We start from the raw sequence: 25404 nt of genomic DNA, 5'->3' as shown, positions 1-25404 counted from the left end.
ACCGTCTTCCGTCACGAAGACTTCGCCATGCTGGAACGGGCTCATAGTGCCCGGGTCCACGTTAATGTATGGATCCAGCTTGAGGATAGTCACCTTCAGGCCACGGGCCTCAAGGATAGCTGCCAGTGAGGCCGATGCGATTCCTTTCCCCAGTGAGGACACAACACCGCCGGTGACGAAAATATAACGCGTCATGCAGATTCCATGATTATCAGGTTCTGTGAAGGAGGGAGATTATCATCTCAAGATGGGACGCCAGACTACCAGAAAGCCCTCAGCGACTCAATTACAATCCCGCTGGACAATCAGCCGCCAGCCTGCAGCAGGGGCGCTTCCGCAGTATTGTTCAGAACACCACAAATCGCCAATCGCGATCAGCTCGCCTTCACCCTCCGCGCCCCCGAAAATCAGGGGCAGCCGGCGTCTTTGCCAGGGCGGAACAGCCTTCTCTTGAAGCCATTTTTTGAGCGACTTCGAGGGGCCTCCCACGCTAAAACGGACACGTTCGCCGCCTTGCCTCGTACATATTCGTACTGGAGGTGGGCTTGTTTTTGAGGTAGCTGCCGGTATCAACTGCAGAGTCCATTCACTCCACTTTACGGGAGGGCCTGGCGCGAGCAATACGGGTGCTTCTGGCACGCAAGACAGTTCCGACACCAGATGAAGCTCACCCTGAAAACGCCGCAAACTGTATCCGTCTGCGCGCAACTCAGGGGACCGATCTTCTGCTGCCTGCAGCAGATCATGCAGCACCTGTGACCAGTTACTGATTGACGGCGGCGAATACCCGGCTTGAAGTATCCACCAGCGCAGAAGGTTTTTCTGCTCCGCTGGCGACAGTGCGCTCAGCCCGGTAACCGGCAGGCGATGCCGGCTAGCGCCCAGCGTTTGCCATTGCAGTTCCGCCAGCCGCTGATTCAGAAAGTGACCCTCCGAGCAGGCATCTGCACTGTGTCGAAGGCGCTGATTCAGTCCCGGCCAGCGCTTTTTAAGTAGCGGTAAAACACTGAGGCGCAGAAAATTGCGATCGAATCGCGGGTCCGTATTGCTGGGATCATCTACCCATGAAATACCCGCCTGACGTGCGTGACACTCAAGCTCCGCTCGGTCGAAACCCAACAACGGCCGGGCAAGGCGACCTGCACCCAGCGAGCGGCTGGCGGGCATGCCCGCAAGGCCGGCCACACCACTGCCCCGAACCATTCGAAAAAGCACCGTTTCGGTTTGATCATCCTGATGATGCGCCATCAAGAGAATGTCACCTGGCGCCAGAAGCGCTTCAAATGCCTCATATCGAGCCTTGCGGGCAGCTTCCTCAAGACCCTGGTTTGGACCAGTACCCAGTTTGACCGATACAGGCTGAATCGTAAGAGGTACAGCCAACTCGGCGCATACATCCCGGCAGAAGACTTCCGTCTCGCCAGCATTGGCCTGAAGCTGATGATTGATGTGCACCGCGCTCATGCCTGGATGGCAGCGCGCGGCAAGGTGCAACAGAAGAGTGGAGTCCAGGCCGCCGCTGAGGGCAACCCAGAGACGCCGGTAGCCGGAAATGGCTTTTACCGGCGCAATCAACGCCTCCGAAAAGGCGAACCCTGTGATGGGCTTAGCGCCCTGTGTCATAGCGGGTCAACCGCTCATACCGCCGGGATACCAGCTCATCCAAAGGCAGACGACTAAGCTCTGCCATACCTTTCGCAAGGGTTTCGCGCAGAGCTTCGGCGGTTTTTTCGGGGTTGCGGTGGGCTCCGCCCAGCGGTTCCGCGATAACGTTGTCTGCCAGCCCGAGTTCGCTTAGCCGATCTGCCGTGACACCCATGGCCTCAGCCGCCAGCGATGCGTATTCGGCACTTTTCCACAGAATGGAGGCACAGCCTTCGGGAGATATAACCGCGTACGTAGAGTACTGCATCATGTTGAGCTGGTCGCAAACGCCTATGGCCAGTGCACCGCCAGAACCACCCTCACCGATGACCGTCGAAATAATCGGTGTTTTTAGCCGAGACATAACCGCAAGGTTAAACGCAATAGCCTCGCTTTGGCCTCGCTCTTCGGCGCCAATGCCGGGGTAGGCGCCAGGCGTATCAATAAACGTGAGGATAGGCATTCTGAACCGCTCTGCCATTTCCATCAGGCGCAGCGCTTTACGATAACCTTCAGGGCGCGGCATACCAAAGTTGCGTTTTACTTTTTCACGCACTTCGCGGCCCTTCTGGTGGCCGATAATCATCACTGGCTGATCATTCAGCCGCGCTGTGCCGCCCACAATGGCCTGATCGTCTGCATACCGACGATCTCCGTGCAACTCATCGAAATCTTCAAAAATCATTTCGATGTAATCCAACGTGTAAGGACGGCGTGGGTGTCGCGCAAGACGAGCCACATCCCAGGGATGCAGATCTGAGAATATGTTCTCTGTAAGGCTGACGCTTTTCTTTTTCAGCCGGGTAATTTCGTCAGAAATATTAATGTCGCTGTCGTTGCCCACCATGCGAAGCTCTTCAATCTTCGCTTCAAGGTCGGCTATCGGCTGTTCGAAATCCAGATAATTAGGGTTCATGATGTTCCATCATTTTATTGCCAGACGGTACAAGGTTCCGCCAACACAGAATTTGTGACAAAGATAGCAGCGCCCGGCACACGGCTAAAGCGGACATTGGTATGAGTCCGTTATCTGACAAAAATTTAATATTTCGGGCTGCTCTTTGCCTTGCTTACTCAATCATAGACCAGTTCCACGCGCTGGTCGCCCATCAGGTGTCTCAGCTCCTGCAGCAGGCTGTCGTCCGGCTGCACACGCCAGGATTCACCCAGTTCGATCCGGGTGCTGGCTTCCGGGCTGCTGTATTCAATCCAGACCGGACTGCCGTCACAGCGAAACGGCCTCAGCGTAGAATCTATCTTCTCCAACAGCCCATTTTGCAACTGATCCGCTTGCAGGTTCAATCGCAGCCCTCTGCTGAACTGCTTCCGGGCGCTGGGCACATCCATGACCGAACTTACCCGCATTTTCATCTGGCCCGAATAATCATCGTGGCTCACTTGCCCCTCAACCACAATCACCTGATCCGACTGCAGCAGCTCCCGGTTTTCGAAGAAGGCTTCTGAAAACAGCGTGGCTTCAATCCGCGCGCTCCTGTCGTCCAGGGTGATAAAGCACATGGTGGAACCCGTGCGAGTTTTCATGGTTCGCTGGGCAACTACCAGTCCGGCGACCCGTTGCGGCGATTTGTTGGGTTTGAGATCGGAAATGGATGAACGCACAAAACGCCTTACTTCACGCTCGTATTCATCAAACGGATGCCCTGTGAGATACAGACCCAGCGTGTCTTTTTCACCTTTCAGTCGTTGCTTTTCAGGCCACTCCCGAAGACCCATTACGTCTGCGTAGGGATCACCGCCGTCACTGGCTTCCAGCATTTCGCCGAACATATCCATCATACCCACGGATTCATTGCGCGACTGCTGATCTGCCTGCTGAACCGCTTTCGCAATACTGGCCATAAGCTGAGCGCGGCTCGCACCAAGCTTATCCATGGCGCCGGAGCGAATGAGTGCTTCCATGGCGCGCTTGTTAATCTTTTTGAGATCGACCCTGCGGCAGAAATCGAAGATATCCTGATAGGGTTCGCCGCTGGTACGCCCTTCTACAATGGCCTGAATCGGGCCTTCGCCCAATCCTTTGATGGCGCCAAGCCCATACATAACCTGGCCTTCGTCGTTAACAGTGAAGGTGTATTCCGAGCGACTTACATCCGGCAGCACCAAGTCCAGTTTGAGGCTGCGGCACTCTTCCACCAGCGTGACGACTTTGTCCGTATTCTGCATGTCTGCGGTAAGAACAGCCGCCATGAACTCAGCGGTGTAGTGCGCCTTCAGCCACAGAGTCTGATAAGAGACCAGAGCGTAGGCCGCAGAGTGGGATTTGTTGAAGCCGTAGCCGGCGAACTTTTCCACCAGGTCAAAAATGTTTTCAGCCAGCGTTTTGTTGATGCCGTTGTTTTCGCAGCCGTCCAGAAAAAACTGCTTTTGCTTGGCCATTTCCTCGGGTTTTTTCTTACCCATGGCGCGACGCAGCATGTCCGCATTACCCAGGGTGTAACCCGCCATTACCTGAGCAATCTGCATGACCTGCTCCTGATAAAGGATGACCCCGTAAGTGGGCTCCAGAACCGGCCTCAGGCCTTCGTATTGAAAATCCGGATGAGGGAAAGACATGGGCTGCTTGCCGTGCTTCCGGTCAATAAAGTCATCCACCATGCCTGACTGCAGGGGGCCGGGACGAAACAGGGCCACCAGGGCGATCATGTCTTCAAGGGAGTCCGGCTGCAGCCGGCGGATCAGGTCTTTCATGCCGCGGGATTCCAACTGGAATACCGCGGTGGTCTCGGCCTTTTTCAGCATCTCGAATGAGCGGGCGTCCACAAGTGGAATCTCGTTGATATCCAGCGGCGCCAGGCCACGGCCTTCTCGCCGTGGATTGATCATCTTCAACGCCCAATCAATGATGGTGAGTGTTCGCAGGCCAAGAAAGTCGAACTTCACCAGCCCGGCATCTTCCACATCGTTCTTGTCGAACTGGGTGACCAGGCTGCCGCCTTCGTCATCGCAATAAAGCGGCGAGAAGTCGGTAATTTTCGTGGGCGCAATCACCACACCGCCGGCGTGCTTGCCAGCGTTGCGGCATACGCCCTCAAGCTTGAGGGCCATTTCCCAGATTTCCTGAGCTTCTTCATCCTGCTCCAGAAATTCCTTGAGCGTTGGCTCCTGTTCAATGGCCTTGCCCAGCGTCATCCCTACTTCGAAGGGAATCATTTTGGACAGCTTGTCTGCGAGACCGTAGGACTTGCCCTGAACCCGGGCAACATCCCGCACTACCGCTTTGGCGGCCATGGTTCCGAACGTGATGATCTGGGAAACCGCCTCTCGGCCGTACTTTTCGGCCACGTAGGCGATCACGCGATCCCGCCCTTCCATGCAGAAGTCGACGTCAAAGTCAGGCATGGATACCCGCTCGGGATTCAGGAAACGCTCGAACAGCAAATCGTATTCCAGCGGATCAAGATCCGTAATGAGCTGGGAGTACGCCACCAGAGAACCGGCACCGGAGCCTCGACCAGGCCCAACCGGCACCCCGTTTTGTTTTGCCCATTTGATGAAGTCCATTACAATCAGGAAGTAACCGGGGAACCCCATCTGGATAATGATATCCAGCTCGAAATTAAGGCGCACGTAGTAAGCGTCCCGTTTGCTGTCGTATTCTGGATCGTCTTTACTAAGAGTTTTCGCCAGGCGATCTTCCAGGCCGTCTTCCGAGACCTTCCTGAAGTACTCGTCAATGGTCATCCCGTCCGGGATCGGGTAGTTGGGCAAGAAGTACTCACCCATGCGCACGGTTACCGAACAGCGTCGCGCAATCTCTACCGTGTTCTGAACAGCTTCAGGAATGTCGCTGAACAATTCGATCATTTCTTCCGCGCTTCGGAAATATTGTTGATCGCTGAAGCGATGATCACGGCGCGGATCATCCAGGGCCCGGCTTTCACCAATGCAAACCCGAGCCTCATGGGCTTCGAAATCATCTGCCTCAAGAAAGTGGACATCGTTGGTGGCAACAACCGGCAGCCCGAGGTTCTGTGCCAGCTCCACGCTCATGTGCAAGCAGTCTTCATCTCCGGACCGTCCGGTGCGCTGTAGCTCCAGATAATAGGATCCGGGGTACAGATTCATCCAGTACTGCGCCCGTGCTTTGGCCAGCTCCGGCTTACCCGCCAGCAAAGCTTTGCACACGTCGCCCATCTTGGCGCCAGACATGGCAATCAGACCACCCGACCTGCTCTCCAACCACGGGCGTTGCACAATCGGCTTGCCGTGGCGTTGGCCTTCGGTATACCCGAGGGAGACAATCTCGGTTAGGTTGAGATAGCCTTCATTATCCCGGGCCAGCAGCGTCAACCGGAACGGATTTTCCGGCTCGTCGGGGTTTTCCAACCAGAGATCCGCGCCAATAACAGGCTTTACCCCTGCGCCAGTTGTCGCTTTGTAAAACCGGACCAATGAGAACATGTTGGACTGCTCTGTCAGGCCCACCGCTGGCATGCCCAGCTCAACAGCGCGCTTGACCAGCGGCTTGACACGAACAAGACCATCTACCATGGAATATTCGGAGTGCACGCGAAGGTGTACAAAAGTCTGTGACATAGCGTCAGATCGTTCCTGCATGTGTATTGATTAGAATATCGGTTAGAAAGTGCCTATTAGCGCGTGCCTTTACGCGCCGCTGAACGCGTATTCATGGGAGTCTGCGCCATTCAGCCGCCAATCAATGCCCGTATTTCTTCCTCCGTTTGCGGGCCAAATCGGGCCTCCAGAAGCTTGCCGTCAGGATTCACAACAAAGGTGGCGGGCAACGCAACCGGGAGTTCCCAATCAAACTCCGGGCCAGGATCCTGGCCGAGCATGGTGTATTCAATGCCCATTCGCTGGCCGAGTTCAACCAAAGCCTCGCCCTTTATATCGTCAAAATTTACCCCGAGCACGGTGATATCCGGCGCTTTATCCAGCTCGTTCAGTTCCGGGATTTCTTCAAGGCAAGGCTTGCACCATTCGGCCCAGTAGTTAACCAGAACCCATTGCCCCCGCAAGTCATTCCACGCGAGCTTGGGGCCTTCAGCCCGTTCCAGCTCCACTTTCTGACAACCTGCTAGTAAAGCCATCAAAACCAACGCGCCTGCAAAAACGGTCCCCCGGGGTAACCGGGAGATGACAGGGTTCTGCACGGGAAATCCTCCTGATAGACTGTGCGCCACAAAACCAATCGTTGCAGCATCTGTTTCGATAAACAGGCACGAAGATGACAGAACCCACCCCGATTTTCCACAATCCCCGCAGATTTGAGGAGCCTAAAATGCCTGAGCAACTGCCCTACGTTCTGATTCTCTATTACAGCCGCAACGGGCAGACTGCGGAACTTGCGAGCCAGATAGCTCGGGGAGTCGCAAGGGTAACGGGCATTACTGCAAAATTGCGCACGGTTCCGATGGTCTCGCCAGACACAGAGGCCTCGCTGCCATCCGTTCCGGATGCGGGCGCACCCTATGCCAGCAAATCTGAACTGGCCAACTGCGCCGGTCTGGCCATCGGCAGCCCCACCCGGTTTGGCAATATGGCGGCGCCGCTCAAGCATTTTCTGGACACCACCGGTGATCTCTGGCTTGGTGGCGCATTGGTGGGTAAGCCGGCGGGGGCGTTTACCTCAACCGGAAGCCTGCACGGGGGCCAGGAAATCACGCTGCTGACCATGATGATGCCACTGCTTCATCACGGCATGATATTGTGCGGCCTGCCCTATACAGATAAAAACCTGAGCGAAACAACCACAGGCGGAACACCTTACGGCCCATCGCACTGGGCCGGAACCGCAGGACAGCAAACCCTGAGTGGGCATGAAAAGGCACTTTGCCAGCTCTTTGGCGAACGCCTGGCAACCCTGGCTCTGAAATTAGCAAACTGACACGGCCATGCCACGTAACGCTTCCTCTACTTTTCTGGAATCCAATGATGCTTCACAACCCAAAAGCCCGATATACCGCGCGGGCAACCCAGTTTCTTTATCTGGCCGTTCTCGCGACACTGCTGCTGACCACTTTCTACCCTGCACCGGTTGAGGGCGTTTCAATCGTGCTGATTTTGTCAGTTAAATTGCTTCCGTTGCTGGCATTAGCGATAACCGTGTTCCGGGGTAACAATCGCGGCTATATCTGGCTGGCGTTCGTGGTGATCTTTTACTTCACTCAGGCGGTGGTTTCTGCCTGGCTCAGCGAAGGCGCGCCAGCTCCGGTTATTCTTACGTTGCTTACTTTTCTATTGTTTACCATGGCCATGGTTCATCTTAAGGTGAATCGGCCAGTGACAGACTGACATGCCTCTGTATCGGAAAGTGACGCCTTATGCCCGATTCCAATAAAACAGCACACACATCGCGACCGTCACCACCACACCGGAGCACCTTGACTCTGCGGGACATTTGTACGGCGCTGGTCAGCGACGGCGAAATCAACCAGGACAACGCCGAGCGGGTTCTCTCTGCCAATCTCGGCGCCGCCAGCGGCCAGGCCGCAAAACGCCACCCGCTCGAATTGGTGGCCATTGCGGCGCTGATCAGTGACAAAAGCGGCAAAACCCTGGATCTCGAACGACTGACACAGTGGTTGGGAGACTGGGCAGGCCAGCCCTACTACCACATCGATCCGTTGAAAATTGATACGCCTGCGATTGCCCGTGTCATGTCGTATGCTTTTGCTCAGCGTCACGGCATTCTGGCCGTTGAGATCGGGCACGAAGAAATATGGGTCGCCAGCGCCGAGCCCTTCAAACGCGAGTGGGAAGGCAATTTACGCCAGGCCGTGGGCAAGGACATCCGCCGGGTGGTCGCAAACCCGGAAGCTATTCGCCGTTACTCCGTGGAGTTTTATCAGCTCGCAAACTCTGTCAACAAAGCCAGTGGCGGCCAGGCACCGGGCAACAGCGCCGGGCATCAGAATCTGGAACAGTTACTGGATCTGGGCGTCAGTGACAGCGCCGATGCCAACGACCAGCACGTCGTGCGGATTGTCGACTGGCTACTGCAGTACGCGTTCGACCAGCGCGCATCCGACATTCACATTGAGCCTCGGCGCACGCTGACCCACGTCCGTTTTCGCATTGACGGCGTGCTGCACAGCGTTTACGAGTTTCCAGAACATGTGGGTATGGCCATTACCAGCCGGCTCAAGATTCTGGGGCGACTGAACGTTGCAGAAAAACGCCGGCCCCAGGATGGTCGCCTGAAAACCCGCAAGCCCGACAACAATGAAGTAGAGCTGCGTCTGGCAACCATGCCCACCGCGTTCGGGGAAAAAATGGTGATGCGGATTTTCGATCCGGATGTGCTGTTAAAATCCTACGAACAATTGGGCTTCAGCCGTGAAGACCGGGAGCGCTGGCAAAAAGCCACCTCAAAACCCCACGGAATCGTTCTGGTTACTGGCCCGACTGGCTCCGGTAAAACCACAACCTTGTATTCCACGCTGAAACAAATTGCGTCCACCGAGGTAAATGTCTGCACCATTGAAGATCCCATCGAGATGGTGGAGCCAGCGTTCAATCAGATGCAGGTGCAAACAAACATCGACCTGACCTTTGCGGCTGGTGTACGGGCTCTGCTGAGGCAGGACCCTGACATCATCATGATTGGCGAAATTCGGGATCTGGAAACCGCAGAAATGGCCGTACAAGCTGCGCTGACCGGGCATCTTGTGCTCTCTACGCTGCACACAAATGATGCGCCCAGCGCCCTGACGCGAATGATCGAACTGGGCATCCCGCCCTACCTGATTCGCGCAACCGTGCTGGGGGTGATGGCTCAGCGCCTGGTTCGCATACTGTGCCCCCACTGTAAAATCCCGGCTCTTGTCGACACTCAGGCATGGCAAACGCTCACACGCCCTTGGAAAGCACCGCTGCCAAAACAGTTCCACCAGCCAGTAGGTTGCCTGGAATGCCGCAACACGGGTTACCTTGGCCGCGCGGGGGTGTATGAAATCATGACACTTTCGGGGGCTCTAACAAGCCAGATCACAGATCAGTGTGAACTGGAACAACTGCGACTGGACGCCTACAAGGAGGGCATGAAATCACTGCGATTGAGCGGCGCCCAGAAAGTCGCAAGTGGCTTGACCACCGTAGAGGAAATTCTGAGGGTTACGCCTGAAAGCCAGCGCTGAAAGAAGGGTGAATACAAGGCATGCGCAGAGCGAGTTGAGGGCAACCTGGCGCTATGCTCCGGGCCTCAACCCACATTGCTCCAACAGCGTTTGCCAGCCTTTGGTGTGGCTTTTCACGGCCGCATCGAGGGTCGACCAAATGCTTTTGCGCCCCTTCAATGCCAACGTTGACTGATACCAGTCCTGAAAGTGAACTGGCATAACGTCAGATTGCATGGCCGCCAACTCCGATAACGGTTCTATTAAATCGGTGCGGGCCCGCCGCAAATCGGCGAGATAAGGCTGGATTTTTCCAATGTAGATACTGAAAAACATGCTCTGAACAATATCGGATTGGCTATTCGGTTTGCCATTGAGACACAGAGGGCGCTTGCCCAATCGCTCATCTATCAATTCTGTGGCATCGCGCAAGCGGGCCGTCACAAGCTTGGCGCTGTTGACCAGTTGCCCGGCCCGGTATTCTGCCTGCCAGCGTTGATGCACCTTGCCCCAAAAGCCCAGATCCACATTCAGGTTTTGACCCAGAAGCGCCACCACCGATGTGTTTAACTGGCGCGCGTTCCGGGACAGATCAGAAAGCAGATCCTTAGCTTCTACCGGATACTCACCTTTGGCGAGGGTGAACAGGGTTTCGACTTCCTCCACGCCCCATGTTGCGTTCCAGACGGCGATGGGCAGAGATTCTCGCTTACTGGCAATGGCCTTGCGTAACTTACCCTGAAGACCCTTATCCTCGACGGTATCCAGACAATCGCCGGCCGCGCGGATAAAATGAACCTCATAGCGCAGGCGGTTAAGAGGCTGCATCACCTTGCCCATAATGGAGTTTTTTTCGCCCACCACGTATTGCAGTTCACAACCATACAGCGACAGGAAGTCCAGCATGCCCAGTTCCAGCTCGGGCATCGGCAGCACCCGGTTGCGACGCCTCGGAATAGGTTCGGCCGGCGGAATCTCCGAGAATTCTGGCTCGATATCCAACACCCGGCCAACGCGCTCCACGTATTCATCCATCATCGGACGGGCTTCCGAAAAGGGGTTGCAACCCGCCAACAGAAACACAATCAAGCCGGAGACAAGCAGCCTGGCTGATTGGGTTCCTGACATATCATCCTCCTGGACGCAACGGACTGGCGGACGGCTACTGTCTTTGCAACAAGGAGTCCACGTCGGCGAAATTCCGGGCGACAAAATGCCGGGTTTTCGGCAGATCTCCGTCCCGGATCAGCCAGGCCGTTTCCATGCCTGCAGCCTCAGCGGCCTCTAATTCAGCCTCGACATCCGAGAGGAACAACACCGCTCCGGCTTCTACACCCAGCTCACTGAGAATGTTGCGGTAAGCCTCTGGTTCTTTTTTTCCACCCATTCGGGTATCAAAGTAACCGGAGAACAACGGCGTAAAATCACCGACCGTCGTAAAGCCGAAGATCAGCTTCTGGGCTTTAACCGAACCAGAAGAATAGACGTATAACCGCAGGCCGCTGGCGTGCCAGTTTTGCAGATACGTTGCGGCATCTTGATAGATATGGCCCTTAAGCTCGCCTTGCTGATATCCCTGCTCCCAGATCAGGCCCTGAAGCGCTTTGAGCGCCGTAGCCTTACGGTCTTCACGAATCCAACCTTGAAGCGTTTCTATCAGCGCCTCTGTATCGTCCGGATCGGTCTTGGTTTCCTCCGCCACCAACGCCAGCTGCTCCTTAACGTCAGGGTTATTCTGTTGATCGCGAATAAACGCTGGCAGGTGCTCAGCCGCGTAGGGAAACAACACATCGTGTACAAACGCTATAGAGCTGGTTGTGCCCTCAATATCCGTGAGAATCACCCGGATCATAGGGTGGTCCCTTCCAGCGCCTCAAAGCGCGGCAGGCGCCCGGCAATATCTTCACCGGTGAAATCCGCAACCCAACCCTCAGGATTGGTGAACAGGCGAATGCACGTAAACTCAGGCTCAGGGCCCATATCAAACCAGTGCCGCGTGCCTGCGGGCACGCTGATCAGGTCGTTTTTCTGGCACTGAACCGCAAAAACCTGATCCCCGAGGTGCAGATAAAATATGCCCTGGCCGCGCACGAAAAAGCGCACCTCATCTTCGCTGTGGGTGTGCTCATCGAGAAATTTCTGCCGAAACGCATCTTTCTGGGGATTGTCCGGATTAAGACTCACCACATCGGCGGTCTGAAAGCCGTTCTCTGTTTTCAGTTTCGCTATCTCGTGGCGGTAGGCTTCCAGAATGCGCTCCGGAGCTGCATCGCCCGGCAGTGCCTGCGTTGGCCAGCGCTCAAAGCGAATACCCTTACTCGCAAGTAACTGGCCGATTTCCACAGGATTATCGGTTACCGTTCCGGCTACGTGGGGGGTGCGTGCGTCAAAAATACTCAGAGTTGTCATGGGCGAACCCTCATGGTCGCAAGTTCACATTCAAACAGAAATTCAAAGGCTTCTAAATGCCGCAGGCAGTCAGCCATTGTTTTACCCCAGGTGTAAAGCCCGTGCCCGCGGATCAAATAGCCTGGTTGCTCGGGGTGTTCAAGAAACCACTCGCGGGTTTGCCGGGCCAGGGCTTCAATATCCTGAGTGTTCTCAAAAACCGGAACTGTGACGGCTGACTCATGAGTCTCTACGCCATCAAAGGCTTTCTGTAACTCATATCCTTCAAATTTCAGGGATTCACCCGCCGCCAGCAATCGACTCAATACGGTCGCATTGACAGAGTGCGTATGAAGAATCGCGCCCACCTCCGGAAAAACCTGATACAGGGCCGTGTGCAGCAGGGTCTCGGCCGACGCACGACTGCCACTCTGCACGGGCCGGCCCTGGAGATCGACCACCATGACATCGCCGGCACCCAATCGCCCCTTATGCCGGCCAGAGACCGTAATGGCAAGGTGTTCGCTGTCCAGACGGGCAGAATAATTGCTGCTTGTCGCCGGAGACCAGCCGCGATCGTAAAGAAACCGACCGGCCTCCATAATGGACCCGGCAACAACGGCGTATCGAGTTATATCAAACACGGTTTATTTTCCAATGTTGGGGAGTTTGGTTCATTGTTCCACTTCTTCAACCAATCGCCTGACAAACGTCTGGCAGAGCCCTACTTGATCACTTCTTCGCCGTCCTGTCTCACCCAGATCTTACGCTCACCGGCTTCCATTTTCCCGTGGTCATTCCAGATCTCCCGGCCCTCTGTCGCATTCTCCACCTTGCCGTTGTCATCCCAGATTGCCCGGTTCTGACAACCGGCCAGAACCAGAACTGCAACGACCATCAACACAGATTTCTTCATCAATAATCCTCGGTTTATAGTGATTTACAACGTAAATCGGAGTTTCGGCACGGCACTAGCGCGTACCATAGATTTCCCGGTTATGTTCTTTCTCTCGCTCACTCTTACGCACCATGACATAGACCGCGCCCGTTCCACCATGATGCTTTTGCGCCGAATGGATCGCGAGCACATCTGGCAATTCCGGCAACCATTTCGCGAGATAACTCTTGAGCTGGGCTACGCCGTCAGGATTACGCTCACCCTTTCCGTGCAGAATAATCACCGAACGCAAACCGCACTTAACACAATCATCAATGAACCGGAATACCTCTCGGCGCGCCTGCTCTACGGTCATTTGGTGCAGATCCAGCCTTGCCTCAATGGGGTATTGCCCTGCCCTGAATTTGCGAAAAACACCGTTCTGAATTCCGGCGCGCTGCCAGCACAATATATCGTGCGCTGTTAAAGGATCGACCATATCAGACGTCAGTGGGTTAGCGTCTTTGAGTGGTTTTTCTACAGCCGAGCGCTGACGCTCCAAGTGACCGGGCGTGAGTTCGCGAGGCGTGATAATATCGGCGCGATTAGGTTTCCGGATACGCTGAACGTCTTTCATCTCTTCCAGAAACTTCAGGCGATCATTTTTGGTAGTCATGACAATACTTTCAATAACCTGTTGAATGACAGAACTTTACCACTCGACCTGCTTCCTATAAAGAACGCGTTGTCATTGTGAGGTGTTATGATTTTCACCCTGCGGCCAAAATCGTAGACTGGACACCCACCGCGGTGATCTACACTGTGAATTGACAATAACCTTCGAGCGAAACCGGCTATGTCAGCAGCAAACAAGGACAGCACACGACCACAGAATACCCGCTCTATTATGGGTTTCCTGAGAGTGCACGCGCCCTTCTCAAGCATGGACGACGATCATCTCGCCCACTTTGCCGAGCATGCGACGCTGCGTTTCTACGCTGACGGTGATGTTGTCTTGTCGCAAGACGAAGGTATCGTTCGAAGATTCTACGTTGTGAAACAGGGACGGATTCGTGGCGAACGCCACAACCAGAAAGCTGACAAAACAGAAACCACCTTTGAGATCAGCCAGGGTGAGTGTTTTCCGCTAGCGGCGATCATTGGAGAACGCCCTACCCGGACGCTGCACCGGGCCGCCGGCGACACCTTTTGTCTGAGCATCGAACAGGACGCCTTTATTACGCTGTTTTCCACAAGCGATTCATTTCGTGATTTCTGCTTGCGCGGTGTCAGCAGCCTGCTGGACCAGGTTAACCAGCGCATCCAGTCTGGCGCCATGGCGTCCATGGGCTCAAGTATATCCCTGAGTACGCCGCTTGAACGCTATGCCCTTCGCAACCCCATTGTGTGCTCTCCGGACTTGCCAGTGCGCAAAGCGGTTGCTCGCATGCATGAAAACAATGTCGGCAGCATCGTGATCACAGATGACAGCCGACACCCGACGGGGATTTTCACCCTTCGCGACCTGCGCACGATGGTCGCAGAAGATACCTGCACCTTAGATGCACCTGTTCGTCAGATCATGACGAAAGAACCTTGCTGCCTGCCGGCACACGCCGATGCCTTTGAGGCCGCCCTGTTAATGGCCGAACACCACTTTGCGCACCTTTGCGTAGTTGATGAGGATAAGCGGTTGATCGGAATGGTGTCCGAGCGCGATCTGTTCTCTCTGCAGCGGGTCGATCTGGTTAATCTCGCTCGTACCATCAGCACCGCAACGCATTTACGAACGCTGGTCAGTCTGCGCTCGGATGTGTCTCGCCTCGTTGATGCCATGCTGGCCCATGGAGCAGACTCCGGGCAAGTCGTAAAAATCATCACGACACTCAATGACGTGACCGTCAGACGTGTTCTGGAACTGAACATAAAGAAAAAAAACCCGGGCATTCCATTCACCTGGCTTACCTTTGGCAGCGAAGGGCGGCAAGAGCAGACTCTGCTGACCGATCAGGATAACGGCATTCTGTTCGAAACACCGGCAGGCATGACCGAGAATCAGGTGCGGGAAAAACTGCTGCCGTTCGCCCTAACCGTCAACGACGAACTGGCCGAATGCGGCTTTACCTTGTGCAAAGGAAATATTATGGCCAGCAATCCAAAGCTGTGCCTGAGCGACCGCGAATGGGACGACTGGTTCATTCGGTTTATTGACGAATCCACTCCGCAAAATCTTGTTTATTCATCTATTTTTCTGGATATGCGAGCAGTATTTGGTCCAACAGATTCGTTACAGCGTCTACTTGAAAAAGTGCTCACAAGAATACGCAAGAATGCGCTGTTCCAGAAGATGCTTGCCGGCAACGCATTTCAGAGAAAGCCTCCGCTGACCATGTTCCGCAACTTTCGCTATGTGTCCGACGGCAAAAAACACAGCCTGGACCTAAAGCGACAAGGTCTGGCGCCTTTCGTTGAAGCTGTGCGCGTGTTTGCGCTTGCAAATGGCGTTGAAAACGCAAACACACGTGAAAGAATGAATGAGCTTGTCCAAAAAGGTGTATTTGACGCCAAGGACGCCGACGCCTGGAAGGATGCTTACAGCCTTATTCAGGCGATCCGAATGCGATCACACCAGGAAATGCTCAATCGGGGCGAGGAGCTCACAAACTACATCGATCCGGACGATCTGAACCCGCTAGACAAACGCATTCTTCGTGAGTCGTTTCGACAGGCGCAGCGCCTGCAACAAAAACTCGAAGTTACCTACCAACTCTGACTTCAGGCCGTCACACTATGCTGGCACAGATCAGGCAATGGATTGAGCGCCGCCGCGCCGGCCCGAAAGGCAATATCTCGCCAGAGAACATGCCCAACCCCAAAACTCCCGGCGATCAGTTGCTCAGTGAATGTCGCCTGATTGTGCTGGATCTCGAGACCACAGGGTTGCATGCAAACAAGGACGAGGTCATCGCCGTTGGCGCAGTGGCTATTAATGGCGGAACCATAGACCTCAGTGACCAATTCGATCTTATTCTGAGGCGCCCCGAACTGGACATCACCAAAACCGTGCTGATTCACGGCATAGGACCGGAAGCGCTCACCCAGGGACATGAGACGGAGGATGCCCTGCGCTTCCTTCTGGAGTGGATGAATGGCGACCCGGTGCTTGCTTATCATTCGGCGTTTGATCAGAAGTTTCTCGAAAAAACGCTTAAGGCGGAGCTTGGCTACGCCCGGAATCACACGTGGATGGATGTAGCGGATCTGTTGCCTGCGGTTTTTCCAGATGCCTTTAATACTCGCAAAGGCCTGGATCAATGGGCGGATTTTTTTGGTCTGGAGATGAGTGCAAGGCATCACGCAGCGTCGGATGCTCTGGCGACCGCCGAACTGACCCTCATTGCACTGAACAAAGCTCATAAAGATGGCCTGAAAACCCTCAGGCAACTGCACGACAAATTACGCTATCACCGCAGGTTGAAAAACATACACCGCATGTGACTCAAGTATCTGAAACCCCGGAAAGTCGATTCTCTTTACAGTAAGTAACTCAAAATTAGACTTTTTGCCAATATCTATAAATCGGTTGCCGGGTAAAGTCGAATAAGAGAACAAGTAGGGGAAGTACTCATAATAAAAACAATTTCTCTGGCTCGCTCAGGTCATAAAAAACAGTTAAAAATCAATAATAAAACAGGAGTATCCTATGTCAGGTCATAGCTACGATGCTGAAAAGTACTGGAAGGCGAACCTTCGCCTGATATTCGGGAGCCTGATCATCTGGGCTCTGGTTTCTTATGGCTTCGCCATCGTTTTGCGCCCCATGCTCTCCAGCATTGCCATCGGAGGCACGGACTTGGGCTTCTGGTTCGCTCAACAGGGCTCTATTCTCACGTTCATTGCATTAATTTTCCACTACGCGTGGCGCATGAACAGAATCGATAAAAAATTCGGCGTGGACGAGGAATAAGCGAATGAGCCAATTTGGAATCAACATCCTGTTTGTAGGTGGGTCATTCCTCCTCTACATCATCATTGCTATCTGGGCCAAGGCCGGAAGCACCAAAGACTTTTATGTCGCCGGCGGCGGTGTTCACCCTGTCATTAACGGTATGGCGATTGGTGCTGACTGGATGTCTGCGGCGTCCTTCATCTCCATGGCAGGTATTATTGCTGCCAGCGGCTATGCAAGCTCAGCCTATCTCATGGGTTGGACCGGTGGATACGTTCTGCTGGCCATGCTTCTGGCGCCCTACCTGCGCAAGTTTGGCAAGTTCACGGTTCCGGAGTTCATTGGTGACCGCTTCTATAGCAAAAATGCTCGTCTGGTTGCCGTTGTCTGCTTGATCGTTGCATCGTTGACCTACGTTATCGGCCAGATGGCTGGTGCAGGCGTCGCCTTCTCCCGCTTCCTGGAAGTTGACTCCACAACAGGCCTGATGATCGCCGCTGTCGTAATTTTCATCTACTCTGTGCTGGGCGGCATGAAAGGTATTACCTACACACAGGTTGCCCAGTACGTTGTGTTGATTATTGCCTACACCATCCCTGCGGTGTTTATCTCGCTGCAACTAACCGGCAACCCGATTCCGGCGCTGGGCCTGTTCTCTACCCACATCGATTCCGGAATGCCCATTCTCGACAAGCTGAACCAGGTCATCACTGACGTTGGCTTTAACGAGTACACTGCGGATGTGGATAGCCACCTGAACATGGTGCTCTTCACTCTGACTCTGATGATCGGTACCGCCGGCCTGCCTCACGTAATCATCCGCTTCTTCACAGTTCCGAAGGTTGCTGATGCTCGCTGGTCAGCTGGCTGGGCTCTGGTATTCATCGCACTGCTGTATCTCACAGCTCCGGCGGTTGCATCCATGGCTCGACTGAACCTGATGAACACCATTTACCCGGAAGGCACTTCTGTTGAACCTATTGAGTATGAAAATCGTCCAAACTGGGTTAAAGAGTGGGAAGTTACGGGTTTGATCAAGTTTGTCGACAAAAACGAAGACGGTCGCATCCAGCTTTACAACGACTCTCCGGCTTTTAAAGACAAGGCTGATGCACGTGGCTGGAAAGGCAATGAGCTCGACGTAAACCGCGACATCCTCGTACTGGCCAATCCGGAGATTGCCAATCTTCCTGGCTGGGTTATCGGGCTGATAGCTGCAGGGGGCCTGGCAGCTGCACTGTCTACGGCAGCGGGACTGTTGCTGGCGATATCGTCTGCAATCAGCCACGACCTGATCAAAGGCTCCATTAACCCCGGTATTACCGACAAGGGCGAGCTGTTGGCAGCCCGGATTTCGATGGGTGTTGCGATTGTGTTGGCGACCTACCTTGGTGCCAATCCTCCGGGGTTCGCCGCTCAGGTTGTAGCGTTGGCGTTTGGTATCGCGGCGGCCTCGCTGTTCCCGGCCCTGATGATGGGCATCTTCTCCAAGCGTATTAACAACGTCGGCGCTATTGCGGGTATGTTGTGCGGCTTGGCATTCACCCTCACGTACATCTTCGTGTACAAAGGATGGTTCTTCATCCCGGGCACGGCGAACCTTGCCGACACGCCTGAAAACTGGGTGTTTGGCATCTCTCCCCTGTCGATCGGCGCGATTGGTGCCATGGTGAATTTTGCGGTAGCCTTCGCGGTAGCCAATGTAACCGAAGAACCACCCATTGAAATTCAGGAGCTGGTTGAAAGTGTTCGTTATCCACGTGGGGCCTCACAGGCTCAAGACCACTAAGCAGCAATTCAACCTGGCTTGCTCATAGAGTTGGCAGGTTGTTACTGAACGGGCTTCCTCTTTGAGGGAGCCCGTTCTTTTTTAAGGAAGTACGTGTATGTTCTGGACTCTTGTCGCCACCGTATTTTGTGGGCTGGGCACAGCCGGCATCGCTCTTGGAATCCGAGCCGCTACCCGCAACAGGGCGCCGAAGTGGATTATTCCGGTATTCGCCGGCGCTGGCATGCTTGGCTATCTGATCTACGGCGAGTACACCTGGTATGACCATAAACAATCACGCCTGCCTGATGAGGCTGTGGTCGTAAGCACAGAGAGCGACAGCATTTTCTGGCGACCCTGGACGCTGGCCTACCCTTACGTAACCGCCTTCTCCACGCTGGACAAGGACAGCATCGCTCGGGACACCCGCAATCCGGATATAATCCGATTCACGCTCTACCGCTTTGAGCAGAAGTTAACGGACTCTGTCTCGCATCGGGTTCACATTATTAATTGTGTGACGCGCGAGGTTGTTCCTATAGGCTCTGATGGCACACCCAGGGTAGATAACCTCAAAGTATTGAGCCCGAGCGACCCACTTTTCTCCACCGTGTGCGCCGGTTGATGCTGTGACAACAGGGCCGGGCAACCCGCACACCTGACGGAAATGTATAACGATGATTAGTGTCTGGCTGCTGGTTTTAATTTCCATCACCTACATTTCGATCCTGTTTATCATCGCTTGGGCCGGTGATAAACACCCGGGCCTTTATCGCAGGCGCCTGGCGCGAACGCACGTTTATTCGCTATCGCTGGCGGTCTATTTCACCTCGTGGACATTCTACGGCGCGGTTGGCCGAGCCACGCAGGAAGGGCTGGGATTTCTGCCGATCTACCTGGGCCCGCTTCTGGTTTTCGTGTTCTGCGCGCCGCTTTTGCGCCGAATCATCTATATAAGCAAACGCAATAACAGCACTTCCATTGCGGATTTCATTGCCTCCCGATATGGCAAATCCCAGGTACTGGCCGCAATGATCGCAGCCTTCGCGCTCATTGGCAGTGTGCCCTACATCGCGCTGCAACTTAAAGCCATCGCCATGGGTTTCAGCGTGTTATCCGACACTGGCACCGGTGGGGACGCGGGCGAACTGAGTACTGCCGCCTGGAATGACGCCGCCTGGTACATAACGCTGGCTCTGACTGTATTCACCGTGCTTTTCGGCACCCGCCACCTGGAATCGACCGAGCATCATCGCGGTATGATTCAGGCCATCGCCTTTGAATCGCTGATCAAGCTCGTGGCGTTTGTCGCGGTCGGACTGTTTGTTGGATACGGGCTTTACAACGGCTTTGGTGACCTGTTCGCTAATATCCAGCAAGCCGACCTGATGGGTGTTTTGACGACCGATTCCATTGAGGCTCCGGCATTTATCACCCAGACACTCGTCGCGATGCTCGCTATCATCTGCTTGCCACGACAATTTCACGTTATGGTCGTCGAGAATGCCGATCACCGGGACTTTGAAGTCGCGCGCTGGGCGATGCCGGTTTATCTCGTGGTGGCGAGCGCCTTCGTGTTGCCTATTGCAGCCGCCGGACTGTTGGCTCCAGAAACCTTGGTTGACAGTCCGGATATCCTGATTTTGCAGCTACCCATCATGGCTGGTGAGGAGTGGTTGGCTATTCTCGCATTCCTCGGCGGTGGCTCTGCAGCCGCTGCCATGGTTATCGTTTGCTCCGTTGCTATCGCCACCATGGTGAGTAATGAAATCATCATGCCGGCACTGCTCAAGTTTTTTCGACCCCGAATGAACCGTCAGGCTGACCTGAGTTCCTTGCTGCTCGGCATTCGACGGGTGGCGATTTTTGTTGTTTTGTTGACGTCCTATGGCTTTTACCGAATGGCGGGCGAAGACTACAGTCTGACATCATTCGGGCTTCTGTCTTTTGCCGCAGCGGCGCAATTCGGGCCAGCTCTGGTAGGGGGCATTCTTTGGCGCCGCGGAAATGCCACAGGTGCTACCTGGGGTCTCGGGCTTGGCTTTCTCATGTGGTGTTACACGCTCCTGCTCCCTGCGTTAACCTCTACTGGCTGGTTTACCGATTCCTTGATTAACGAAGGTATCTGGGGTTTGAGCTGGACAAGGCCGACCGCATTATTCGGCCTGGAACTTGACCAGACCAGCCATGGCATTATCTGGAGCCTGGGCATCAATACACTGGTTTTCGTAACACTCTCACTGCTAACCCGCCAACGGGTGCGCGAGAAAATCCAGATTGCGTCATTTTTTCACGACCCCCATCCCAAAGGCGACACCGTTCAACATCAAAGTTGGCAGGGAGAAGTACTGACATCCGATCTGCAAGCTCTTACTGACCGATTTATGGGAGAGGAACGCTCCGAAACCATTTTCCGTAATTATGGTCGGCGTAACGCCATGCGACTCCACCCCCATCGCCCTGCCTCGACCCACCTGATGAGATACATTGAACGGCAACTGGCGTCTGTGATCGGTGCTTCTACCGCTAGAGTGGTGTTGGAATCGACCCTTACGGGTCGCGACATGCAGATTGAAGATGTAGTCAGCATTGTCGACGAAGCCTCTCAAGCCATGACCTTCAGCCGGGAGCTACTGCAATCTGCCATAGAAAACATCAGCCTTGGTGTTTCTGTGGTGAACCAACAGCAACAGTTGGTGGTTTGGAACCACCGGTACCTGGAACTCTTCACCTATCCAAAAGGGTTTGTAAGAGTGGGACGCCCCGCGGAAGACCTGATGCGTTATAACCTTACCAACGCAAACCTGCCTGCACGGCGAATTGACGACATCATTACCAATCATTATGCGAGCATGCGAGAAGGTCAGCCCATTTCCTATGAACGTCAGCGGCCAGACGGCACCATCGTTCGGGTGGATGGCAGCCCGATACCCGGCGGTGGGTATGTGACAACGTTCCAGGACATTACGGCAATGCGCCGCACCGAACAGGCATTGAAGGAAACCAATATCTATCTCGAACAACGAGTTAAAGAACGCACACAGGAACTGCAGGTTATCAATGAACAAATGCTCAAAGCCACGTCAGTGGCTGAGCAAGCAAACCAGAGTAAAACCCGCTTTCTGGCATCGGCCAGTCACGATTTGCTGCAGCCCCTGAATGCGGCACGCCTGTTTACATCAGCGCTTGCCGGGAAGTCTAATAACGCCGAGGCCAAAGAGCTGGTGGACCATATCGACAGCTCTCTCGGGGCCGCAGAAGAGATCATCAGCACCCTGCTCGACATCTCAAAGCTTGATGCAGGGGCGTTGGAGCCAGACATTGGCGTGTTCCCGGTGAACGACATCATGCGCCACCTGGCAACCGACTTTACAGCCATTGCGGAAGACCAGAGCTTGAAGCTTCACGTCGTGCCCAGTAGCGTCTGGATTCGCTCCGACGCCAAACTCTTGCGCCGGGTGGTACAGAACTTTCTATCTAACGCGATACGTTACACTCCTGAAGGAAAAATCCTGCTGGGTTGCCGCCGCCTGAAAGGGTATTTGAGAATAGAAGTATGGGATACAGGCCCGGGCATACCAGACGACCAACTGACCTTTATTTTTGAGGAATTCCGGCGTTTTCAGCAGGGGCGAGACAAAAAGGGACTCGGGTTGGGCCTGGCAATCGTTGATCGAATCTGTGGCATGTTGAACCATCCAATAAGCGTACAGTCCGTTCAGGGAAAAGGCAGTGTGTTCGGCATAACGGTTCCTCTTGCACCGGCAGATCAGGCGTATCAGGCTTCTGAAACCGTGGCCAAGAGTTCCCGGAGGGTCTCGAGCCTTGGAGGCTTGAGCGTTCTGTGCATCGACAACGATTCTGCAATTCTGCAAGGAATGGCGGCGCTTCTGGGGAACTGGAAGTGTGATGTAACCGCAGCGCAAAGCCTCGATGACGCGTTGGAACAGCTGCGCGATGGACAACCGGATATCATACTTGCTGACTACCAGCTCGATGATGAAAAGAACGGTCTGGACGCTATGGATGCAATACGCAGCGCAGTCGGGCAGGACATACCGGGCATATTGATAACCGGTTATATGGCACCGGAGGTTCGCAACGATGCGATCGCCCGAGGTTATCACGTTCTCTATAAACCGGTTAAGCCGGCGGCTCTGCGAGCCATGGTAAACAAACTGCTGAAACAAAAACGCCCATGAACGTGTCTAATAATAAATCCGGCTCTGGCAAAAACGCGTTTGGCGCGCTCGCTTATCTTGTCATCGACGACTTTGAAAACTTCCGGCTTTCTATGCGTCATATGCTTCGCAGTTGCGGCGCAGAGAACATAGAGTTAGTCGCCAACGCCCGACTTGCAGTGCAGTATTGCACCTACAATCACGTCGATGTGGTGTTGTGCGACTATAATCTTGGGGAAGGCAAGAGTGGTCAGCATATTCTGGAAGAGCTGCGCTATAAAAAACTTCTGAAACGATCGTCGCTATTTCTTATGGTTACTTCAGACGCCTCTCGGGAAATGGTTATGGGGGCCCGTGAGTACCAGCCCGATGCCTACCTGACAAAGCCGATTAACCACGCAATGCTGGAAACGCGCCTCGGCAGCCTGATTACCCAACGCAGCGCGTTGCTTCCAATCAACCGGGAAATCGACCGGGAAAACTATCCCGAAGCCATCTCACTTTGCATTCATGCGATTCCCCGTCAACCACGCTATAAAACCTGGCTGATGAAAACACTCGCTGAGCTTTATTTTCTGCTGGGTGACCTCACTCATTCCATCAAGGTTTACGACGAAGTACTCCGCCAACGAGAATTATCCTGGGCGCGCCTGGGACACAGCAAGATATTGCTGACTAACCATAATTACGATGAAGCGATCAAAAATCTGAGGCGGCTAATCGCCGCGCATCCAGATTATATGGAAGCCTATGATCTTCTGGCAGAAAGCCTTGAGCGGCAGAACAAGCCCAGGCAAGCCCAGGACATTCTCGAGCGGGCAACTGACCACTCCCCTAACGCCCTGCTCCGCCAGATACACCTGGCCGAACTTGCAGAGGCAAATCAGGATATGGATACGGCAGTCAGGGCGTGGCGCCGCAGTGTCGCTCTCGGGGCTCACTCGATTCACGATAGCCCGGCCTACCACCTCGCGCTTGGCAACACTCTCTGTGACCTCAGCGAGGGCGACACTGGAACTGAAGGAGCACAGTTGGCTAGCGAGGCTTTTTCAGTTCTCGGTAACATGGAAAAGAGATTTTCAGACAACGACTCACTTGCGCTTCGCGCCCAAATTGTCCAATGCCGAATTTACGCTGGCCAAGAGGAAGCGCATAAAGCCGAAGCCGTGCTCGATAAAATTCGTCCAGCCCTTGGAAATCCCCGCGCGTTGGAATCTGAGACTGATCTGGACTATGCAAAAACGCTTTTCCGTCTCGGCTACGGTGATGAAGCCAAAACCTTGTTGAATGATCTGGCAACGCAGTTTTTCGATAATCCAACCGTTCTTAAAAAGATTGAAAACCTGCTGGACGAGCCTGTCGGCTTTCGGATGAAAGTCAAAGCCCGTCGTCTGAATCGGGATGGGATCGAGGCCTTTGAGTCGGGTAACCTCCAAGAGGCGGCGAGCATCTTTACAAAAGCACTGGAGATGATTCCGGATCACCCTGCCCTTAATCTTAATCAGGTTCAGGTGCTGATGAAGGAATACGAACTCGACACCGCTAACAAGAACCTGCTGGGACTCTGTCAACATTACCTCAGTCACTTGGCCGGCCTGCCGGAACAGCACGGGCAGTACCGCCGTTATGTCGCCCTGCAACGCAAATTAAAGGCACTGACCCTATGAAAAACCGGAACATCGACTTCTCTATGGTTCTTGCCCTGGCCGTACATGACATGAAAAACTCACTGGGAATGCTCCTCAACTCTCTGGACGAACTAAGGGAGGAGAGCAAAGACACGCTCAACAATTCTTCCAGATTTAATACTCTGCAATACGAAGCTGAGCGAATCCACAATGATCTCGTGCAACTTCTCGGGATTTACCGGCTGGGTAATAACAATCTTTCCGCACACTCTGAAGAGCACTTTGTTCCTGATTTTCTGTCTGAGCATCTCGCAAGGCATACTTCTCTCTTAAACGGGTTGGGCATCAGGTGCTCTATTGAAGCGGACACTATAAACGGCTTTTTTGATGCTGACTTACTGACCGGTGCCCTCAATAACACAATCAACAACGCTATACGATACACCCGCACTCAAATCAGATTGACTGCAAATGAGCGTAATGGTCATCTTGTTATCGCTGTGGAGGACGATGGCCCGGGGTATCCAGATAATATGCAACATACGGAAACGCCAAGTTTCAAATCCCTGGACTTCAATACCGGTAGCACAAGCCTGGGTTTGTTCTTTGCCTCTGCGGTAGCGGAACTGCACAGCGAAGGAGACCGAACTGGCTTCATCAAGTTGCACAATAGCGGACAACTTGGTGGTGGGGTTTTTGAAATCTGGCTTCCTTGACATCAAGTTCGTAAGCGGCCGGCAATCACACCTTGCTAATGCTCACCGGCTTCCAGTTGTGCGGTAGCAACTCATCAATGGCGTTGTTTTTCTGCGTTGGAAGCCTCGTCAGCACATCTTTCAGATAGGCATACGGATCGTGTCCATTGAGCTT

22 protein-coding genes and 1 pseudogene are annotated in these 25404 nt (G+C 54.1%); 11 read left to right on the top strand and 12 right to left on the bottom strand.

Annotated features, from left to right (window positions below; all coding sequences use genetic code 11):
- From pyrG to ENI00_RS12095, 5 genes and pseudogenes are all read right to left on the bottom strand, one after another.
- Window positions 1-195: pseudogene (gene pyrG, locus ENI00_RS12115) on the bottom strand (CTP synthetase); the annotation flags it as partial.
- A gap of 87 nt (window positions 196-282) precedes the next feature.
- Window positions 283-1623 (bottom strand): tRNA lysidine(34) synthetase TilS, encoded by a 1341-nt coding sequence (gene tilS, locus ENI00_RS12110; RefSeq protein ID WP_304102598.1) that lies wholly within the window; start codon window positions 1621-1623, stop codon window positions 283-285.
- Complete coding sequence (accA, locus tag ENI00_RS12105; RefSeq protein WP_304102596.1) at window positions 1607-2560, bottom strand: acetyl-CoA carboxylase carboxyl transferase subunit alpha; 954 nt, start codon at window positions 2558-2560, stop codon at window positions 1607-1609. The genes tilS and accA overlap by 17 nt, the downstream gene beginning before the upstream one ends.
- Window positions 2561-2718: 158 nt before the next feature.
- Complete coding sequence (gene dnaE / locus ENI00_RS12100; RefSeq protein WP_304102593.1) at window positions 2719-6201, bottom strand: DNA polymerase III subunit alpha; 3483 nt, start codon at window positions 6199-6201, stop codon at window positions 2719-2721.
- 110 nt (window positions 6202-6311) lie between these two features.
- Complete coding sequence (locus ENI00_RS12095; protein WP_304102589.1) at window positions 6312-6716, bottom strand: TlpA family protein disulfide reductase; 405 nt, start codon at window positions 6714-6716, stop codon at window positions 6312-6314.
- A 191-nt stretch (window positions 6717-6907) separates the two neighbouring features.
- Here ENI00_RS12095 and wrbA point away from each other — a divergent pair, with 191 nt between their 5' ends.
- The 3 genes from wrbA to ENI00_RS12080 are packed head-to-tail and all read left to right on the top strand — an operon-like array spanning window position 6908 to window position 9764.
- Window positions 6908-7513: an NAD(P)H:quinone oxidoreductase gene (gene wrbA / locus ENI00_RS12090; RefSeq protein WP_304102587.1), complete on the top strand. Its 606-nt coding sequence runs from the start codon at window positions 6908-6910 to the stop codon at window positions 7511-7513.
- 47 nt (window positions 7514-7560) lie between these two features.
- Window positions 7561-7920: a DUF2069 domain-containing protein gene (locus ENI00_RS12085; RefSeq protein WP_304102601.1), complete on the top strand. Its 360-nt coding sequence runs from the start codon at window positions 7561-7563 to the stop codon at window positions 7918-7920.
- A gap of 29 nt (window positions 7921-7949) precedes the next feature.
- Window positions 7950-9764: a GspE/PulE family protein gene (locus tag ENI00_RS12080; protein ID WP_304102584.1), complete on the top strand. Its 1815-nt coding sequence runs from the start codon at window positions 7950-7952 to the stop codon at window positions 9762-9764.
- Window positions 9765-9815: 51 nt separating this feature from the next.
- Here ENI00_RS12080 and ENI00_RS12075 read toward each other — a convergent pair whose 3' ends face one another.
- The 6 genes from ENI00_RS12075 to smrA all read right to left on the bottom strand — a co-directional run bounded on the left by ENI00_RS12075 (window position 9816) and on the right by smrA (window position 13684).
- Window positions 9816-10871 (bottom strand): DUF3080 domain-containing protein, encoded by a 1056-nt coding sequence (locus tag ENI00_RS12075; RefSeq protein ID WP_304102582.1) that lies wholly within the window; start codon window positions 10869-10871, stop codon window positions 9816-9818.
- 34 nt (window positions 10872-10905) lie between these two features.
- The gene (gene mtnC, locus ENI00_RS12070) at window positions 10906-11595 is read right to left on the bottom strand and encodes an acireductone synthase (protein WP_304102579.1); all 690 of its coding nucleotides are present in this window, start codon (window positions 11593-11595) and stop codon (window positions 10906-10908) included.
- Window positions 11592-12152, bottom strand: coding sequence for a 1,2-dihydroxy-3-keto-5-methylthiopentene dioxygenase (locus tag ENI00_RS12065; RefSeq protein ID WP_304102576.1), 561 nt, complete (start codon window positions 12150-12152; stop codon window positions 11592-11594). The genes mtnC and ENI00_RS12065 overlap by 4 nt, the downstream gene beginning before the upstream one ends.
- Window positions 12149-12775 (bottom strand): methylthioribulose 1-phosphate dehydratase, encoded by a 627-nt coding sequence (locus ENI00_RS12060; RefSeq protein WP_304102573.1) that lies wholly within the window; start codon window positions 12773-12775, stop codon window positions 12149-12151. The genes ENI00_RS12065 and ENI00_RS12060 overlap by 4 nt, the downstream gene beginning before the upstream one ends.
- Window positions 12776-12855: 80 nt before the next feature.
- A complete protein-coding gene (locus ENI00_RS12055) occupies window positions 12856-13047 on the bottom strand; it encodes a lipoprotein (protein ID WP_304102571.1) in 192 nt (63 codons plus the stop codon).
- 55 nt (window positions 13048-13102) lie between these two features.
- The gene (gene smrA / locus ENI00_RS12050) at window positions 13103-13684 is read right to left on the bottom strand and encodes a DNA endonuclease SmrA (RefSeq protein ID WP_304102568.1); all 582 of its coding nucleotides are present in this window, start codon (window positions 13682-13684) and stop codon (window positions 13103-13105) included.
- A 180-nt stretch (window positions 13685-13864) separates the two neighbouring features.
- Here smrA and ENI00_RS12045 point away from each other — a divergent pair, with 180 nt between their 5' ends.
- The 8 genes from ENI00_RS12045 to ENI00_RS12010 all read left to right on the top strand — a co-directional run bounded on the left by ENI00_RS12045 (window position 13865) and on the right by ENI00_RS12010 (window position 25250).
- The gene (locus tag ENI00_RS12045) at window positions 13865-15781 is read left to right on the top strand and encodes a putative nucleotidyltransferase substrate binding domain-containing protein (RefSeq protein ID WP_304102566.1); all 1917 of its coding nucleotides are present in this window, start codon (window positions 13865-13867) and stop codon (window positions 15779-15781) included.
- 17 nt (window positions 15782-15798) lie between these two features.
- A complete protein-coding gene (locus ENI00_RS12040) occupies window positions 15799-16506 on the top strand; it encodes a 3'-5' exonuclease (protein WP_304102563.1) in 708 nt (235 codons plus the stop codon).
- Window positions 16507-16711: 205 nt separating this feature from the next.
- Window positions 16712-16975 (top strand): DUF4212 domain-containing protein, encoded by a 264-nt coding sequence (locus tag ENI00_RS12035; RefSeq protein ID WP_304102561.1) that lies wholly within the window; start codon window positions 16712-16714, stop codon window positions 16973-16975.
- Window positions 16976-16979: 4 nt separating this feature from the next.
- Window positions 16980-18746 (top strand): sodium:solute symporter family protein, encoded by a 1767-nt coding sequence (locus tag ENI00_RS12030; RefSeq protein WP_304102558.1) that lies wholly within the window; start codon window positions 16980-16982, stop codon window positions 18744-18746.
- Between the two features lie 97 nt (window positions 18747-18843).
- Window positions 18844-19350 (top strand): hypothetical protein, encoded by a 507-nt coding sequence (locus ENI00_RS12025; protein WP_304102555.1) that lies wholly within the window; start codon window positions 18844-18846, stop codon window positions 19348-19350.
- Between the two features lie 52 nt (window positions 19351-19402).
- Window positions 19403-22927 carry a hybrid sensor histidine kinase/response regulator gene (locus tag ENI00_RS12020; RefSeq protein ID WP_304102553.1) on the top strand — a complete coding sequence of 1175 codons (3525 nt, stop codon included), beginning with the start codon at window positions 19403-19405 and terminating at the stop codon, window positions 22925-22927.
- Window positions 22924-24573 (top strand): tetratricopeptide repeat-containing response regulator, encoded by a 1650-nt coding sequence (locus ENI00_RS12015; protein ID WP_304102550.1) that lies wholly within the window; start codon window positions 22924-22926, stop codon window positions 24571-24573. Before ENI00_RS12020 ends, ENI00_RS12015 begins: the two co-directional genes overlap by 4 nt.
- Window positions 24570-25250, top strand: a complete 681-nt coding sequence (locus tag ENI00_RS12010) for a sensor histidine kinase (protein WP_304102547.1) — start codon at window positions 24570-24572, stop codon at window positions 25248-25250. The genes ENI00_RS12015 and ENI00_RS12010 overlap by 4 nt, the downstream gene beginning before the upstream one ends.
- A 25-nt stretch (window positions 25251-25275) precedes the next feature.
- Here the strand turns inward: ENI00_RS12010 and ENI00_RS12005 are convergent.
- Window positions 25276-25404: transposase domain-containing protein (locus ENI00_RS12005; RefSeq protein ID WP_304102046.1), on the bottom strand; the 129-nt coding region annotated here is incomplete at its 5' end.

Origin of the sequence: Marinobacter antarcticus (genome assembly GCF_011049865.1) — a bacterium.
GTDB lineage: Bacteria > Pseudomonadota > Gammaproteobacteria > Pseudomonadales > Oleiphilaceae > Marinobacter > Marinobacter antarcticus_A.
This window is presented reverse-complemented; position numbering and strand designations above follow the sequence as displayed.